This is a genomic window from Persicitalea jodogahamensis (assembly GCF_014651615.1).
Taxonomy (GTDB): domain Bacteria; phylum Bacteroidota; class Bacteroidia; order Cytophagales; family Spirosomataceae; genus Persicitalea; species Persicitalea jodogahamensis.
Genome location: NZ_BMXF01000004.1, coordinates 56,749 through 71,242 on the forward strand (window position 1 = coordinate 56,749; position 14,494 = coordinate 71,242).

At 50.0% G+C, this 14,494-nt stretch carries 13 protein-coding genes; 3 read left to right on the forward strand and 10 right to left on the reverse strand.

The window, feature by feature from the left end; all coding sequences use genetic code 11:
- Window positions 1-11: 11 nt before the first annotated feature.
- Window positions 12-1,871 (reverse strand): PAS domain-containing sensor histidine kinase, encoded by a 1,860-nt coding sequence (locus IE117_RS18675; RefSeq protein ID WP_189566037.1) that lies wholly within the window; start codon window positions 1,869-1,871, stop codon window positions 12-14.
- A 116-nt stretch (window positions 1,872-1,987) separates the two neighbouring features.
- On the opposite strand from IE117_RS18675, the gene IE117_RS18680 reads away from it, so the two are divergent.
- Window positions 1,988-2,674: an SGNH/GDSL hydrolase family protein gene (locus tag IE117_RS18680; protein WP_189566038.1), complete on the forward strand. Its 687-nt coding sequence runs from the start codon at window positions 1,988-1,990 to the stop codon at window positions 2,672-2,674.
- Between the two features lie 33 nt (window positions 2,675-2,707).
- Here the strand turns inward: IE117_RS18680 and IE117_RS18685 are convergent, their stop codons facing one another.
- Together IE117_RS18685 and IE117_RS18690 are read right to left on the reverse strand one after the other, a co-directional pair.
- Window positions 2,708-3,130 carry a hypothetical protein gene (locus tag IE117_RS18685; RefSeq protein ID WP_189566039.1) on the reverse strand — a complete coding sequence of 141 codons (423 nt, stop codon included), beginning with the start codon at window positions 3,128-3,130 and terminating at the stop codon, window positions 2,708-2,710.
- Window positions 3,131-3,223: 93 nt separating this feature from the next.
- Window positions 3,224-3,790 carry an RNA polymerase sigma factor gene (locus IE117_RS18690; protein WP_189566040.1) on the reverse strand — a complete coding sequence of 189 codons (567 nt, stop codon included), beginning with the start codon at window positions 3,788-3,790 and terminating at the stop codon, window positions 3,224-3,226.
- 142 nt (window positions 3,791-3,932) lie between these two features.
- Between IE117_RS18690 and IE117_RS18695 the strand changes: the two genes are divergently transcribed.
- On the forward strand, window positions 3,933-4,292 hold the full coding sequence (locus IE117_RS18695; RefSeq protein WP_189566041.1) for a DUF6249 domain-containing protein: 360 nt from the start codon (window positions 3,933-3,935) through the stop codon (window positions 4,290-4,292).
- 7 nt (window positions 4,293-4,299) lie between these two features.
- Here IE117_RS18695 and IE117_RS18700 read toward each other — a convergent pair whose 3' ends face one another.
- The 5 genes from IE117_RS18700 to thrA all read right to left on the reverse strand — a co-directional run bounded on the left by IE117_RS18700 (window position 4,300) and on the right by thrA (window position 10,422).
- On the reverse strand, window positions 4,300-5,199 hold the full coding sequence (locus tag IE117_RS18700) for a DNA-3-methyladenine glycosylase family protein (RefSeq protein WP_229581140.1): 900 nt from the start codon (window positions 5,197-5,199) through the stop codon (window positions 4,300-4,302).
- Between the two features lie 12 nt (window positions 5,200-5,211).
- The gene (locus IE117_RS18705; RefSeq protein ID WP_189566042.1) at window positions 5,212-6,123 is read right to left on the reverse strand and encodes a nucleotidyltransferase family protein; all 912 of its coding nucleotides are present in this window, start codon (window positions 6,121-6,123) and stop codon (window positions 5,212-5,214) included.
- Between the two features lie 274 nt (window positions 6,124-6,397).
- A complete protein-coding gene (locus IE117_RS18710) occupies window positions 6,398-6,724 on the reverse strand; it encodes a HesB/IscA family protein (protein ID WP_189566043.1) in 327 nt (108 codons plus the stop codon).
- Between the two features lie 161 nt (window positions 6,725-6,885).
- The gene (locus IE117_RS18715; RefSeq protein ID WP_189566044.1) at window positions 6,886-7,824 is read right to left on the reverse strand and encodes a homoserine kinase; all 939 of its coding nucleotides are present in this window, start codon (window positions 7,822-7,824) and stop codon (window positions 6,886-6,888) included.
- Between the two features lie 141 nt (window positions 7,825-7,965).
- A complete protein-coding gene (gene thrA, locus IE117_RS18720) occupies window positions 7,966-10,422 on the reverse strand; it encodes a bifunctional aspartate kinase/homoserine dehydrogenase I (RefSeq protein ID WP_189566045.1) in 2,457 nt (818 codons plus the stop codon).
- A gap of 220 nt (window positions 10,423-10,642) precedes the next feature.
- On the opposite strand from thrA, the gene IE117_RS18725 reads away from it, so the two are divergent.
- A complete protein-coding gene (locus tag IE117_RS18725) occupies window positions 10,643-11,920 on the forward strand; it encodes an MFS transporter (RefSeq protein WP_189566046.1) in 1,278 nt (425 codons plus the stop codon).
- Between the two features lie 125 nt (window positions 11,921-12,045).
- Here IE117_RS18725 and IE117_RS18730 read toward each other — a convergent pair whose 3' ends face one another.
- Entirely contained in the window at window positions 12,046-12,762 is a 717-nt protein-coding gene (locus tag IE117_RS18730) for an SDR family oxidoreductase (RefSeq protein ID WP_189566047.1), read from the reverse strand.
- A 164-nt stretch (window positions 12,763-12,926) separates the two neighbouring features.
- Window positions 12,927-14,351, reverse strand: coding sequence for a S41 family peptidase (locus tag IE117_RS18735; RefSeq protein WP_189566048.1), 1,425 nt, complete (start codon window positions 14,349-14,351; stop codon window positions 12,927-12,929).
- Window positions 14,352-14,494 lie beyond the last annotated feature (143 nt).

Here is a 14,494-nt window from a genome sequence, read left to right on the forward strand (position 1 = left end):
GGGCCGAAGTCTTATTTTAGAGGTAAAATCACGTGAAAAGTGGCTCCTTTCCCATATTCCGACTCAGCCCAAATTCGTCCCAGGTGATTTTCGACTACCTTCTTGCATAGTGCCAGCCCCACACCCGTTCCCGGGTAAGACTGCTTGCCATGCAGGCGTTTGAAGAGTTCGAAGATTTTTTCGGCGTACTGTGGTTCAAACCCAATTCCATTATCCTGAATGGTCAATTGGAAATATTTTTTTTTGCGTGATAACCGCAATTGTTCAATTGCTTTTCCTGTCAGTGCCATGCACGATATACGTATCAGGGGTTTGCGATCAGGGATGGCGAACTTCACCGCATTATTGATAAGATTATAAAACAACTGGTGCATTTGCAACGGAATAGCCTCGATCGTGGGCAAATCCGCCACATCAAGTGTCGCAGACTTCTGCGCGATGAGTAGTTCAAGGTCACTTTGAATATCTACTATGATCTCATTCAAATTCACCCTAGTGAAGAGATCCTCACGGCTGGCGCTACTGAAATCCAGCAGATCCTTCAACAGATTGGACATTCTGTCCACTGAATCCATAATCCGGTCGAGCGATCCCTGGGAAGCAGAACTAAGGTTTTCGAAGTCAAGGAGTTTTATGCGCTCCGAAAATATCTTTATTTTTCGCAGCGGTTCCTGTAAGTCATGCGACGCGACGTAGTTGAATTGCTGGAGTTCATCATTTACGCTTCTTAAATGCTCGTTGGCGGTTTCCAGTTCGTGCGTCCGTTCGGCTACCTTCTGTTCCAGAGTGTCATTGGCAACCTTCTGGTCATGAATATCCGTGCAGGTTCCAAACCAACGTATGGTTTCGCCGGCCTCGTTGGTAAGCGCGGTGGCCCGGGCCAGCAGCCAGCGGTATTCTCCATCGGCCCTTTTCATCCGGTACTCTGTCTCGTAGCGTTCGCCAGTCTTCAGAGAATGATTCCATATTTGCCAGGTCCGGTCGACGTCGTCCGGATGCAGCAGTTTCGCCCATCCCGTGTCCTTGGTTTCCTGGTAGGTGAGGCCTGTAAACTCATACCAGCGCTCATTGTAGAAATCGTGGTATCCCGTGGCGTCCGTCGTCCACACAAGCTGAGGCATAAAATCGGACATCTGCCGGAGCTGTGCTTCGCTCTGTTTCAGCACCTCCTCGGCCTTGACCTGGTCATGAACGTCAGTGTTTGTGCCGATCCACTGCTGAACCTTTCCCGCGCTGTCCTTTACCGGAAACACCCTGGTCAGAAACCACCGGTAGTTTCCGTCTTTTCCCCGCAGTGGAAATGTCAACTCCCAGGGATCATCCTGTTGCCATGATTCCGTAGCGTATGCCACTACCCGGTCCACGTGTTCCGGGTGGTGCACCTTTTGCCAACCCCATCCCTCCATTTCTTCAAGGGTAGTACCGGTGTATTCGTACCAACGGTCATTGTACCAATGGATATAACCCTCGCGGTCGGCCATCCAGCCCAGCTGCGGGATGGCGTTCACCATAGTCAGAAATTGGGTCTGACCTTCTTCGATTTTCTTATTATTGGTAATGTCGGAAACAAAAATGTTCATGCCCCGCGAAATAGGTCTCGCCCGCACGTAGTACCATTGGTCCACTACTTCGGAATAATACTCTATTGCATCCGATTGGCGGGATTCCATGCAGCGTTGGCAAAAATCGTACAATGGCGAGTCCAGCAGCATCGGGAACGCCTCCCACAGGGAGCGGGCTTTGATCTCGTCATTAGGCAGGACACTCCAGTCGGCTGTCTTGCTATTCAGATGCAGGATGACCCAGGAAAAATCGACGGATACGAATGCATCCGACATACCTTCCACGGTTTCTTCGTAAATACTCTCCAATTCAGTGTGGGACAGGGTAGTCCTGATAGTTGGGTTAATAAAGGATTGCGACGATAGGTTAAAAGTAGTACATTCGTTTTACCTATTCCTTTTTTTCTCCAAAATTCAGCTAATCGATGCTTTCTTTTAAATCACTAAACCCCCTCTTCCTTATTCTGGCTCTGTTATTACCGCTCCTGGCCATGCGGGCTGACAAACCCCTGCGTGTGGTGTTCTTCGGAGACTCCATCACGCAAGCGGGGGTCGGCGAAACCGGCTATATCACCCAGCTTCGCGGTATGCTGAAAGAAAAGGGATTGGGGGATCAATACGAACTTATGGGTGCAGGCATAGGGGGCAACAAGGTCTATGATCTCTACCTGCGGATGGATGAAGATGTGCTGGCTAAAAAGCCCGATGTGGTTTTTATTTATGTGGGTATCAACGATGTGTGGCACAAAGCGACCCATGGTACAGGCACTGATTACGATAAGTTTGTGAAATTTTACGAAGCCATTATCAAGAAATTGCAGGACAACAACATCCGGACGATACTCTGCACGCCTTCGGTCATTGGAGAGCGTGCCGATTACTCCAACCAACAGGATGGCGACCTGAATCGCTACGCCAATGCCATTCGTGACCTGGCTAAAGAGCACGATTTGGGTTTGGTGGACTTGCGGAAGGATTTTCAGAACTACCTGGTGAAAAACAACAAAGACAACGTGGAGAAAGGCATCCTGACCCGCGACCGGGTTCACCTCACCGAGGCGGGGGATAAGTTTGTGGCGGAGGAAATGATGGCGGGCCTATTGAAAAAATAGTCACCTTGCTTTCGGCCCGGGCAGAATGTATGCCTAGGCCGAAAGCGGGCCTTTGGTTCCATCACCCCACACTACCTTTTGATCCAGTAGTTCAACCCCAAAAAATATCAGCACCGCTGCCGCGATGTAAGGAAGGTAGGAACTGAATGCCTGAAACGACTTTGCCATTTCGGGAGATAAGATCCAGGACATGAAAAAGCCGAGCAGCACGCTGAGAAATATACCTACAACAAGCAATAGATTCTGCCATTTCTTCGCTCTGGCCTCTTTTATTTCCAGCTGTGCCATAACCGTTTGGCTGAAACCAACCGGAACTTCAACGGCATCGAGCAGTGGGAAAGCTGCGAATAGCAGGGCGTAAAGACGGGCGTCCTCATTGGTGCGGGCAAGTTCTTCAAAAGCCTCCGGATCGTTTTCAAACAGATCCTGCAATTCTTCATCAGTCCAGTTTTTCATCAGTCTTTCTTTAACTTAAAATCAGTGGTTGCCAGGCAGGATGTTCCGCCCGGTAAAGGTGATCACTCAATTCATCTTCTCTCCTTAAATTATTCACCTTAACAAATGCTTTTTGCCGCGAATGGCATCTTTTAGCATTTTCCGGCCGCGATACAGGTAGCTCTTCACCGTGCCCTCCGGAAAGCCACTTATTTCAACCAATTCGGCATAGCTCATTTCCTGAATGTGGAATAAATCAATTAGCGTTCGGTACGGTAAAGGTAACTTTTCGATAGCTTCATGAACTACCGCTTTCAACTCTTTTTCTTCCAGGTAGTTGGCGGGTGTTTCCTCGCTGAAACTCGTCAAATTTTCACCTAGTGCCTCATCCTGAATGTCAGCTGTATCTTGCAAAATATCCCGTTTCCGCAGGTGACTCAGAGCCTGATTGTACGCAATCTTAACGATCCAGGTCGAAAGCTTGGATTCATGGTTGAAAGTACCCAGCTTTTCGTAAACTTTAAGAAATGCCTCCTGACAAATATCCTCCGCATCCGGCCCGTTCCTGACAATTTTCCATATCACGCCGTAAACCAGCCGCTCATTTGACTTGATGAGCCACCGGAAGGCATGGCGGTCACCCGCCTGAATTCGCTTGATGAGGGTTTTGTCGTCGATCATATTTTTCCGTTCGACGCAGACTTTGGCTACAGAGTTGCAGAAAAAAACATTTTCTTAAAAAATAAGAAAAGCTGCAACCTTTCAAAAGTCGGCGGCGTCCAACGGAGGACAAACGAATTTCAACAATTTAATTTATAGAATCATGGCTGGTATCATCGCAGTGACAATTCCAATCGCTACTACATTCATCTTATTCTGGGGTATCATTAATATCCTCCGCATAGTAAAAGAGTCCAATATAAAGGCCCGAATGGTGGAGCTTGGGCATCTCGAGCCCGACAAACAGTGGATAACCCAAAAAACGGCCAGCGTGGCCGACACCTACGCAAATCTGAAATACGGAATCTTACTCGTGAGTGTCGGTGCGGGGCTCGTCATTGTAAATGGCATGAACCTGGAAAACAACGGGCCCATCATTTTTGGATTGCTTGCTATTGTGGCAGGCGTGGGATTCCTGACTTATTTTGCAATCATGAAGTACTTTTACAAGAAGGCTGATTGAGATGTAGTTACTGTATTGCCAGGCTTCGCCAGAGGTAGATTGTCAGGTAGGCTTCCCAGCCTTTGAAGTGATCAAAGACACTGGCTATTTCTAGGCGAGAGGGGCGCTTCGGTAAGCCCTTCAAGGCGGCCAGAGCGTTGTAAAGGCCAACATCACCGTAGGGCACCGAGGTGGGTACTTTCAAGGATTTCATCAGTGAATAATGGGCCGTCCATTCGCCCACCCCACGAAGCGAGGTTAGTTTTTGCACCTTTTCCTCAGTCGTTGGCAAGGCCATTAGTTGCGCTTTGGAAATCTCACCCGCCTCGAAAGCCTGCGCCACCCCGATCAGGTACTCGGCCTTACGGCCCGAAAACTGGAGCAGGCGCAGTTGCTCCACGGTTAGTGCCGCCAGGCAAGCCGGGGTAGGGAAGGCGTGAAAGACGTGGCCATCGCATGCAATGGGTGCTCCGGCTAATTCGACGATTCGCCTTTTTAGAGAATAAGCAAACGACAAATTGATCTGTTGTCCGATAATACTCCAGCAAAGTGCCTCAAATAAGTCAGGAATGCCCATGAGTCTCAAACCGTAGTAGTCGGTGGCCATATAGGCCAGATCGGCATCAGCTTTCAGGTATCTGTAAAAGGCAGATAGGTCGGTTTCCAGATCAAAAAAGGCGACGACTTGCTCTCGCAAAGTCCCTTCTTCAATCAGGTCACCTCCCCGAAACTCTACCAGCAATTGATCGTGCTGCTGAGACACTTCCAGCAATGCAACCCGCTCGCCCACGCGGAAGGGTTTGATGACAGAATTGTCCGATACCCGATGCATGATGTCATCGTAGTTTCTATCCAGAAACCACAGGCACTCCCGAAAACTAAAAATCGGGGGTGTTGCTATTGTAAAACTACTTCCTCTATGGTTCAAGCATCCTGCGATTTATGATGCAGAGTCCCACAGCGCCTCGGGGTACTCCCCGGCAGTGTGCAGAGCACTCAATGCCGCCTGTACCGTAGGTTTGTCCTCGGGATACGTCACGCCGAACCAATCGGATTGGCTGGTGAATACGCGGCAATTGCCTTGATTGTGATAGATCAGGTTTGTGACAATCAGGGGGATGTAAAACTCAGCCTTGGGGTTGTCTGCATTCCTGAGTGCGAAATCATGAAATTGTGCTTCCATTAATGGGAATGCAGCGGGTTTGAAGCCCCAGAAATTCATGGAAACGGGCGTGTAAGGCGGGAGCTCAGTGAGAATATCGTCTTCCTCGAAGTATATATTGCCGACTTTATCGGGAAAAATCTTGGTGCGTTCAGTGACCGACGAAAGGTTGCCGTCGGCTTTCACAATACACACGCCACGAGACACGGTTCCATTTTCCGACAGCGTGCGCTTCAATTCATAGCCAATCATGGCATGCTGCGTGTCATCGGTATCGGTAGACAGGAACTCTGCCATTTTTGCAAACGATTCACGACCGTAAAAATCATCTGCGTTGATCACTGCGAATGGTTCGCTGGTCTGGGGCCAGGCGCACAGTGTGGCATGGCCGGTTCCCCAGGGCTTGGAACGCGTTACCTCGCCTAACTCCTCAGGTACATAGGACTGAATGCCTTGTATCGCAAAATCGTATTCGATTTTACCCCGAAGCCGAGGGGCAAAGGTCGCTTCCACATCGTCCTTGATTTCTTCCCGGACGATGAACACCACCTTGCCAAAACCGGCGCGAATGGCATCGTAAAGGGAGTAATCGATGATTGTTTCACCGTGAGGACCAAACTGGTCAAGCTGCTTGACACCGCCATAGCGGCTGCCCATGCCGGCAGCAAGAATTAATAATGTGGGTTTCATTTGAGTCAATTATGGATGAGTGATTGAGTGAATGGCAGAATAATAGCCCCCGAAGACGGCAGGCTGTCCTGATCTTCACAATTACAAAAAACGCAAATTGTCAGCGGAAATCTAATTTTTGAGGCTACAAAAGCTGTTAAAAAGGATTCTAAAGAAAGGGATTCTAGGTCAAATAACGATAAACTCTTTTTAAAGACTCAGGCATAAAAAAAGCGCCGCGTGGAAGCTCGCGACGCTTTAATCATTCTCACTTAACCAAAACCTTTTTCTAAAATCAAACGGCGAAGCTCTCACCGCAACCGCAGGTGCGGGAAGCGTTGGGATTCACAAACTGAAAGCCCTTACCATTCAGACCATCGCTGAAATCAAGAATGGTGCCGGCCAGGTACAAGATACTTTTCTTGTCCACCACAATCCGGATGCCCTTATCTTCAAAGACCATATCGGTTGGCTGGGTATTCGTGTCGAACTCTAAATTATACATGAGACCAGAGCAACCACCGCCCTCAACGCCCACACGGATGTGGTTTTCGTCGGTGCGGCCTTCTTCCTGGCGAAGGGTCTCGATTCTGTCTTTGGCTTTATCTGTTACCGTTACCATAGTTTCTTCTTTTGGGATTCACTGGTATTAACTTTTTTGGCAATGGGAAAGTTCAGCGGGACTCCCCATTAAAAAGATGGTGTGATTTATGGAAATATTGGTTGAAACTAACCTGCTGCTATACGCCCACTTGCGTTAAAAAGAACCTCTGTGTGGTCCAGTTAATTAAATTCCAGAACCTTCGGCCCCTGACGGTTGATGGCCGAAACGTATGCATTGCTCTCGATTCCGGCCGTGGCAAATGTCTCTTGCATAGCCTTCCCAACTTGCTCGGCAGTCTCGCGACCTTTGCTGAGGGTAAACATTGACGGACCTGCGCCCGAAATACTGCATCCCAGAGCGCCATGCGCAATTGCAACTTGCTTTACCTCATTGAATTCAGGAATGAGAATAGCCCGGATGGGTTCGACAATGACATCCACCATGGAGCGGCTGATGAGGTCGTAATCCTCCTGCATCAGGCCGGCGATGAGTCCGGCAACGTTTCCCATCTGCGAAATGGCGTTCTTCAACGATACCTCATTGCGCAGAATAAATCGAGCGTCTTTCGTATTGACTTCGATATCCGGGTTGACCAGCGTGCAGTACAACTCTTCCGGCACCGGAATCTGAAACACATCTAAAGGCTGGTAACTGCGCACAACCAGAAAACCGCCCATGAGCGCCGGGCCTACGTTATCGGCGTGGGCCGATCCGCAGGCGATGCGTTCGCCCTCCATAGCAAAAGGCAGGAGTTGTTGCCGGGTGAGTGGCTGCCCCAGCATTTCGTTCAGGGCGTATACACCCGCCACGGCACTGGCTGAACTTGACCCCATGCCACTGCCTAAGGGCATGTTTTTGTGCAAAATCACTTCGCCGCCAAATTCCGTATTGCCCAGATGCTCAAGCAATCGCAGCATCACAACCGTTACCGCATTCCTGGCTGAATCGCGGGGAAGGCGTCCACCATCGCCGGTTATATCGGAAATGACAATGCCGGGCTCCGCCCGGCGGCGCAATTCCACCACGTCGCCAGGTTCGTCCACGGCAAAACCGAAGATGTCAAACCCGCAGGCCACATTAGCTACTGTGGCGGGGGCAAAAGCTTTGATGTAGTTCATTTTTTAAGTAGCAAAGTTCCTAAGCGGCAAAATGATTGTAGATAAAATGAGCGTTTACAGTCTTAATTCACTCTGAAACTTTGCGCCACGGGGCGCCCCGCCCTCTGTCCCTTTATTGAATCAAGACCGCCCTGCCCCAAACTACCCCAAGTAACTACTAATACTCATGATATCGGCAAAGACACCCGAAGCGGTAACTTCGGCACCAGCACCGGGTCCTTTGACCACTAGCGGGCGATCTTTGTAGCGATCTGTGGTGAATGACACGATATTGTCGCTACCGGAAAGATTGTAGAAAGGGTGTTTCTCATCCACGGCCCGGAGCTCAACGGTGGCTTTATTGTTTTCGAGCGTGGCGATATAGCGCAGAACACCGTCCTTGGCCTTTGCACCGTCCAATAACCCTTCAAAAAAGGAATTGGAGTTTTCAAGTTCGGCAAAAAAGGCTTCCACTGTCGGCGCTTGCAGGCAATTGTCGGGCAGAAGCTGGGCAATTTTTACCTCTTCCGGCTCCATCGGAACGCCAACTTCTCTAGCCAGGATCAAAATCTTCCTCGCCACGTCGGTGCCGCTGAGGTCATCGCGCGGGTCGGGTTCTGTATACCCTTTGGCCTTGGCCTCCCGAACCACGTCTGCAAAACGAACACCGGGGCCGAACGTGTTAAAGATGTAGGATAAAGTACCCGATAGAATCGCTTCAATCCTGATAAATTTATCCCCGCTGTCCATTAAGCCCTGAATGGTATTGATAATAGGCAGGCCTGCACCCACATTGGTTTCGTACAGGAATTTAACGCCCCGCTGAAGGGCGGTCCTTTGCAGGCGCTGGTATTCATCATAACGACCCGAGTTGGCCACTTTGTTGGGCGTAACGACCGAGATGCTGGCGTCCAGTAGTTTTCCATAATGGCGTACTATGTCTTTGTCAGACGTACAATCTACAAAAACACTGTTGGGCAGGTTGAGCTCGATAATACGATCTACGAAGGCAGGAATGCTGGTTTTGACACCGTTGTCGGCCAATTCCTCACGCCAGCGGTCGGGAGCAATGCCCCCGGGTTCGAGCAGCATTTTCTTGGTATTGGAAAGGCCCGCAATGTTAAGCTTCAGCAGCCTCTGACCACTCAGAAAAGCCGACTGGCTGCCTACCTGCTCGAGTAAGGTGCCACCGATCAGGCCCACCCCGACGATAAATAAGTTCAAGGAGCGGGTTTCGGATAGGAAAAACACTCCGTGAATGGCATTGAGGGCTTTGGAAAGGTCATTCTTGGAAATAACTACCGAGATATTCAACTCCGAAGATCCCTGCGCTGTGGCGATGATGTTGATGCCGTTTTTCCCTAAAACCGAAAACAACTTACCCGCTACGCCTGAACTCTTCCGCATTCCTTCGCCTACTATGGCGATGATTGAGACGTTTTTTTCAATAGCAATGCTGTCTATATCACCACTTTTTATCTCGACCTCGAAGGCCGCTTCCAGAACCTGCTGCGCCCGCTCAGCCAGCTGATGGTCGATGGTGAAGCAGATCGAGTGCTCCGAAGATGCCTGCGAAATAAGTACGACACTGATATTATTCTCTGACAATGTGGTGAAAAGGCGCGCCGAGATACCCGCTACGCCGATCATACCGCTGCCCTGAATATTTACCAAAGCCATGTCATCAATAGACGAAATGCCCGTGATGGCGTACTGTTTGTGATTCGCCGAGCGGTCCACCAGGGTGCCCTCGAAGCCAATATTAAAGGTATTAAGTACCTTCAAAGGAATATTCTTTGCAAACGCAGGTTGCAGGCTGGGCGGATAAATGACCTTGGCCCCGAAGTGGGAAAGCTCCATGGCCTCGGCGTAGGAAATTGCCGGAATCGTGAAGGCATTGGGTACTTTGCGGGGGTCCGCCGTCATCATGCCGTCCACGTCAGTCCAGATTTCGATCACCTGGGCGTCTAGGGCCGCACCGAAGATGGAAGCCGTGTAGTCCGACCCTCCGCGCCCCAGGGTGGTGGTTATCCCTTCGGCGGTAGCCCCTATAAACCCCGTGATGCACTGCAAAGCGGAAGATTTGGCAAAATGCTCGAGGATCAGCTGGTTCGTGGTGGCGAAATCCACGTCAGCCATACCGAAGTGGTCGTTCGTACGGACCAGTTGCCGGGCATCGCAAAACTCCGCCTTGACCCCTATGTTTTTTAAGGCCTCGGTAATGATGTTGGTTGACAGACGCTCGCCGAAGCTCATGATCAGGTCCATGGTGCGGTCGGTTAGCTCACGAATGAGTGACACGCCCCGCAGGATATCCTCGAGCTCATTGAACAGGCCTTTTATGTTGGCAAAAGTACCGCTCTGCTGCTTTACGTTAATCAAGCCGCGAATAGTAGCGAAGTGTCTTTCCTCCACGACCTTCAGCAGTTCGAAGTACTCCTGATTACCGGCAGCGGCCATGCGGCCAATCTCGATCAGTCGGTTGGTGGCCCCACCCATCGCCGAAAAAACGACTGCTGTTCGCTCGCCTTTGGAAATACTTTTTTCAAGGATCTCGATGACCAACTTAATACTCTCAACCGAACCCACCGACGTGCCGCCAAACTTTAGAACTTTCATTAAAAGAGGGATATTGAATGCTGGAATATGGATGCAGAAAATTTGTTGGATCCTGCAACGGTTAACCCAATACTGGAAAAACTTCCCAATAAATCGCGCAAAGATAGTAAAAGCCCTCCCCGCACGACGATTTTTAGACAAAAACTGCGCTGTTTTCGCATTTCCTCCCTATTTTTCCCAGCCTTTCCAAAACCATTATTCATCTTTCCGCCCTCAAAACTTGCTTTACCGCTATCGCGTCCTCTTTTTCCTTTTCTCTCTTTCCATGATCACTTACCTCGACCGTGTTTGCATCTCGGTGGTAGGTGTGCGCATGAAAGCTGATCTCGGTTTGAGTAACGAAGAATTTGGCTGGGTCCTGGGCGCTTTTTCGCTGGCCTATGCCTTGTTCGAGATGCCCACGGGGGCTTTGGGAGATCGCCTTGGACCAAGAAGAGTACTGTTGAGGGTCGTGCTTTGGTGGTCGCTATTCACCGCGCTAACAGGAGTCGCTACCGGGCTCATCGCACTTATTGTCATTCGTTTTTTATTTGGAATGGGTGAAGCGGGGGCCTATCCCAATAGCTCTATTGTTATTGCCCGCTGGTTCCCGGCGGTCGAGACGGGGCGGGCACAGGCCTTTATCTGGGGAGCGGGACGATTGGGCGGTGCATTGGCTCCGGTCGTGATGGTGCCCCTGGCCGCAAGCGCAGGCTGGCGGGCCTCCTTCTGGGCAATGGGTCTGGTGGGAGTGGTGTGGGCAGGGGTTTGGTATTGGTGGTTTCGGGATTTTCCCAAAGAGAAAAAGGGCATTTCTGAAAAAGAACTTGCCTATATTCAGGAGAGCCGCCGTTTCCGGCCGCAGGCGCATGGCCTGGCCTGGGGCGCACTTTTGCGCAGCCGAAATCTATGGGCTTTGGTCGTCATGTTCCATTTTTACATGTATGGAGCTTACTTCTTTTACAGCTGGATGCCGATCTACTTACAGGAGGGGCGACATTTTTCCGAATCCGAAATGCAGCTTTTTTCCACTCTGCCCTTTTTGTCAGGAGCAGTGGGCTGCTTTACGGGAGGCTTTCTGAGCGATTGGCTGGTAAAGCGCTACGGTTTGCGCATCGGTCGCGCAAGTGTAGGTTTGGTGGGGATGGGGCTTTCGAGCGTCGTGATGTGGACCTCGGCTCTCACTACCGACAATGTTACGGCTGCCTACCTGCTTTCCGCGGGAATGCTTTTCAAAGATCTCACGCTGCCCGTGTCGTTCGCCGTTTGTGTGGATATTGGGAAAAGCCGCGCTGGAACCGTTTCCGGTACCATGAATATGATCGGACAGCTGGGGGGCTTTTTCCTGGCGGTATTCTTTGGCAAAATCGTGGACTGGGCAGGGGATTACAACTACCCGCTATACATTATAGGTACTTTGCTGGGAATCAGTAGTATGCTATGGCTGGTAATCGATCCCACGAAAGAATTGGCCTGGAAAACGGCGGGTGCAAATGATGCGGGATTGCTGGATGGGTAAAGCTCAGCATTTTCCACTCTTCAAATTACGCCGGACGAATTGCAGATTTTAACATTTTAAAAAAAAGCGTAAGCCAAAATCTGGCTCACGCTTACAAAAAAAAAGAGACGATTCTCACCACACGATTATTTGCCAGGTGGCATCGAAGGCCGCACCTCTACTTTGCTGGGCAGCGTCCGGGCGGGCATTTTGATCAGGTCGACTACAATCTGGCCAATATCTTCAGGCTGAATTTTCCAGGCATCTTTCTCGCTGGGCTCATGATCGTTGAAATGTGTGGCAACCGAGCCAGGCATGATCGTACTCACCTTGATTCCATCGTCGCGTACATCCAGCATCATCGCCTGCGTGAAGCCCACCAGACCAAATTTACTGGCGTTATAGGCCGCACCCTGCGCGAAAAAGTTAGTACCTGCCAGACTGGCTATGCTTATGAAATAGCCCTGCGATTTTTTAAGGGCATCCAGCGATGCCTTGGCACTATGGAAAACGCCCGTCAGGTTGATGTCGATGGTTTCGTGCCAATCCTTGTCGGTCATATCCTGGATTTTGGCAAAATGACCTACACCGGCGTTGGCGATGAGGTAATCCAGACGGCCCCATTTCTCTACGACTTCGGCCACGGCTTTCTCCTGGGCGGTCAGGCTACGTACGTCGGCTGCTATACCCATTGCGTAGTCGGCTTTAATATTATTGAGAGAGGCGGCTGCCTTATCCGCGTTATCCTGCGAGCGGCTGGTGATCGCCACTTTTATTCCCTGTTTTATCAGAGCTTCGGCCACACCGTAGCCTATTCCCATGCTTCCTCCTGTTACTAATGCAGTTTTGATTGTATCACTCATTATTATTGGGTTTAAAGTTTGTTCAAAGTTTAGGGGACCAAAACATCCGTGCCGGGAAGGATTGGCGGGGGGGATCACTTCAAAAAATAAGAGAACTACCTCGTGCGCAGTTCTCTTTTAATAATTTCGCGATAAACGCCTCTACAATAATTAACTGAATGATTCTAAAATTCCTTTATCATTCGCTTATCACTTATTTGTAGGTTGTCTTTCAGGAATTCACTGGCGATTGGCTTAACCTGGGCGGTAACCCCAAGCCGGGCGTTGGGGCCGACAGGAACACCCATGACATTGAGTACTTTATTGAAAAGCGTCTCGTTGTCGTCACCGAAAGAGCGATAAGGGATCACGGTGTCATCTACCTGGTAGTTGGCGGCTATTCCGCTGGCAGTGCCATAATCCGACTCGTTGTTGGCGTTGGCAGTCTGGCCAAGCATCACGTATATGCCCCAGTTCCAGCGCTTTTGCTCGTCGCTGACAAGGGTACCAAACAGGTTTTTGCCATACGTATGATCCCCAACTGTATATAGGTTCATGTAAGGTCGCAAACCATTGATGACCAATTCGCTGGCGGAGGCTGTTCCCTGGGAAGTGAGAACAAAAACCCGATCAAGCTGACTGCCAATATTATTGGGCTCCGCCAGGAAGTTGTGATCTAAGGCGTTGGCACCGTTTTGTTTTTTCAGAATGGCAGTATAGTTCTCGTTCCACTGTTCTTTGTAGAAAACTTTGGAAGCCGAGATATTTTTCCCAATCAACGAAGCAAGCGTTTCGGCAGAACTGATGTACCCACCACCATTAAAACGCAAATCAAGCACCAGCTCATTCACACCCTGCGCCTTGAACTCCCCGAAAACTTTTCGAAGTTGATCGTCGTAGGCTTTGGGGGAGGCATCAGTACCGGGCACAAACTGGGTGTAAACAAGGTAGCCAATCTTCTTGCCGTATTTGGATTTATCTATGATTGTGGAAAAACCAACCGGATTTTCATTCACCTCCGCTTTGGTGATACTGAACGTTTTCAAATCATCAGATACCAGCGTAGTTCCATCCAAAGTACCGAGGGTAAAGCTGTGCGTGTCGCTGTTGCGCAACAGGGTGGCGTAGTTAGCGGTGGTCAGCAACTGGCCGTCTACCTTCGTAATAATATCGCCGCGCTTCAAACCGGCCAGCTCGGCGGGACTGCCCTTCACGACGTAACTCAGGTAGAGCCCGACATTGGACGCACTCTGGTTGGGAGCAGCGATCTGGTATTGAATGCCAAAAATCTTGCTGACTCCGTTGAATTCTTTTTGCAAAGCCGTCACATCGTCGGTAATGCCCGAAAAGCGATCGACCGTGGCGCGCTTATATATTAATTTCTCGAAATAGTCAGCTGGATTGGCCGTCGGGTCGAGCGTCGCCTGAGCAGGCATACTGCCTGACCAAAAGTAGGCATCGGCCATCTCCCCGTAAACCCAGGAATTGATTGAGCTATACTGAGTGTCGCCGACGGGAGAAACCGGGTCGACGTTGTCCTTTTTACAGCTGGTCGTAAACAAAAGCAGCAGCGCCAAAGCGACCAGGCCAGATCTTTTACCAATATTCATTCTTAGAACGGTTTTGAGTTAAATCGATGGTTTAGAAAAAAATAGAGGTAAAGCTATTTGGTCATGCGAGAAGGGTAGGGTGTATTTGGGTTTTTGTATAAAACTAATATTATATACGCCCCCCACTTTCAAAAAGTTGCAGG

What these genes read in the sequence shown, in the direction of transcription:
- IE117_RS18710 (WP_189566043.1), bottom strand. Translation starts at nt 6,724, where the DNA reads ATGGTAACGGTAACAGATAAAGCCAAAGACAGAATCGAGACCCTTCGC.
- IE117_RS18715 (WP_189566044.1), bottom strand. Translation starts at nt 7,824, where the DNA reads ATGAACTACATCAAAGCTTTTGCCCCCGCCACAGTAGCTAATGTGGCC.
- thrA (WP_189566045.1), bottom strand. Translation starts at nt 10,422, where the DNA reads ATGAAAGTTCTAAAGTTTGGCGGCACGTCGGTGGGTTCGGTTGAGAGT.
- IE117_RS18735 (WP_189566048.1), bottom strand. Translation starts at nt 14,351, where the DNA reads ATGAATATTGGTAAAAGATCTGGCCTGGTCGCTTTGGCGCTGCTGCTT.
- IE117_RS18705 (WP_189566042.1), bottom strand. Translation starts at nt 6,123, where the DNA reads ATGAAACCCACATTATTAATTCTTGCTGCCGGCATGGGCAGCCGCTAT.
- IE117_RS18680 (WP_189566038.1), top strand. Translation starts at nt 1,988, where the DNA reads ATGCTTTCTTTTAAATCACTAAACCCCCTCTTCCTTATTCTGGCTCTG.
- IE117_RS18690 (WP_189566040.1), bottom strand. Translation starts at nt 3,790, where the DNA reads ATGATCGACGACAAAACCCTCATCAAGCGAATTCAGGCGGGTGACCGC.
- IE117_RS18695 (WP_189566041.1), top strand. Translation starts at nt 3,933, where the DNA reads ATGGCTGGTATCATCGCAGTGACAATTCCAATCGCTACTACATTCATC.
- IE117_RS18685 (WP_189566039.1), bottom strand. Translation starts at nt 3,130, where the DNA reads ATGAAAAACTGGACTGATGAAGAATTGCAGGATCTGTTTGAAAACGAT.
- IE117_RS18730 (WP_189566047.1), bottom strand. Translation starts at nt 12,762, where the DNA reads ATGAGTGATACAATCAAAACTGCATTAGTAACAGGAGGAAGCATGGGA.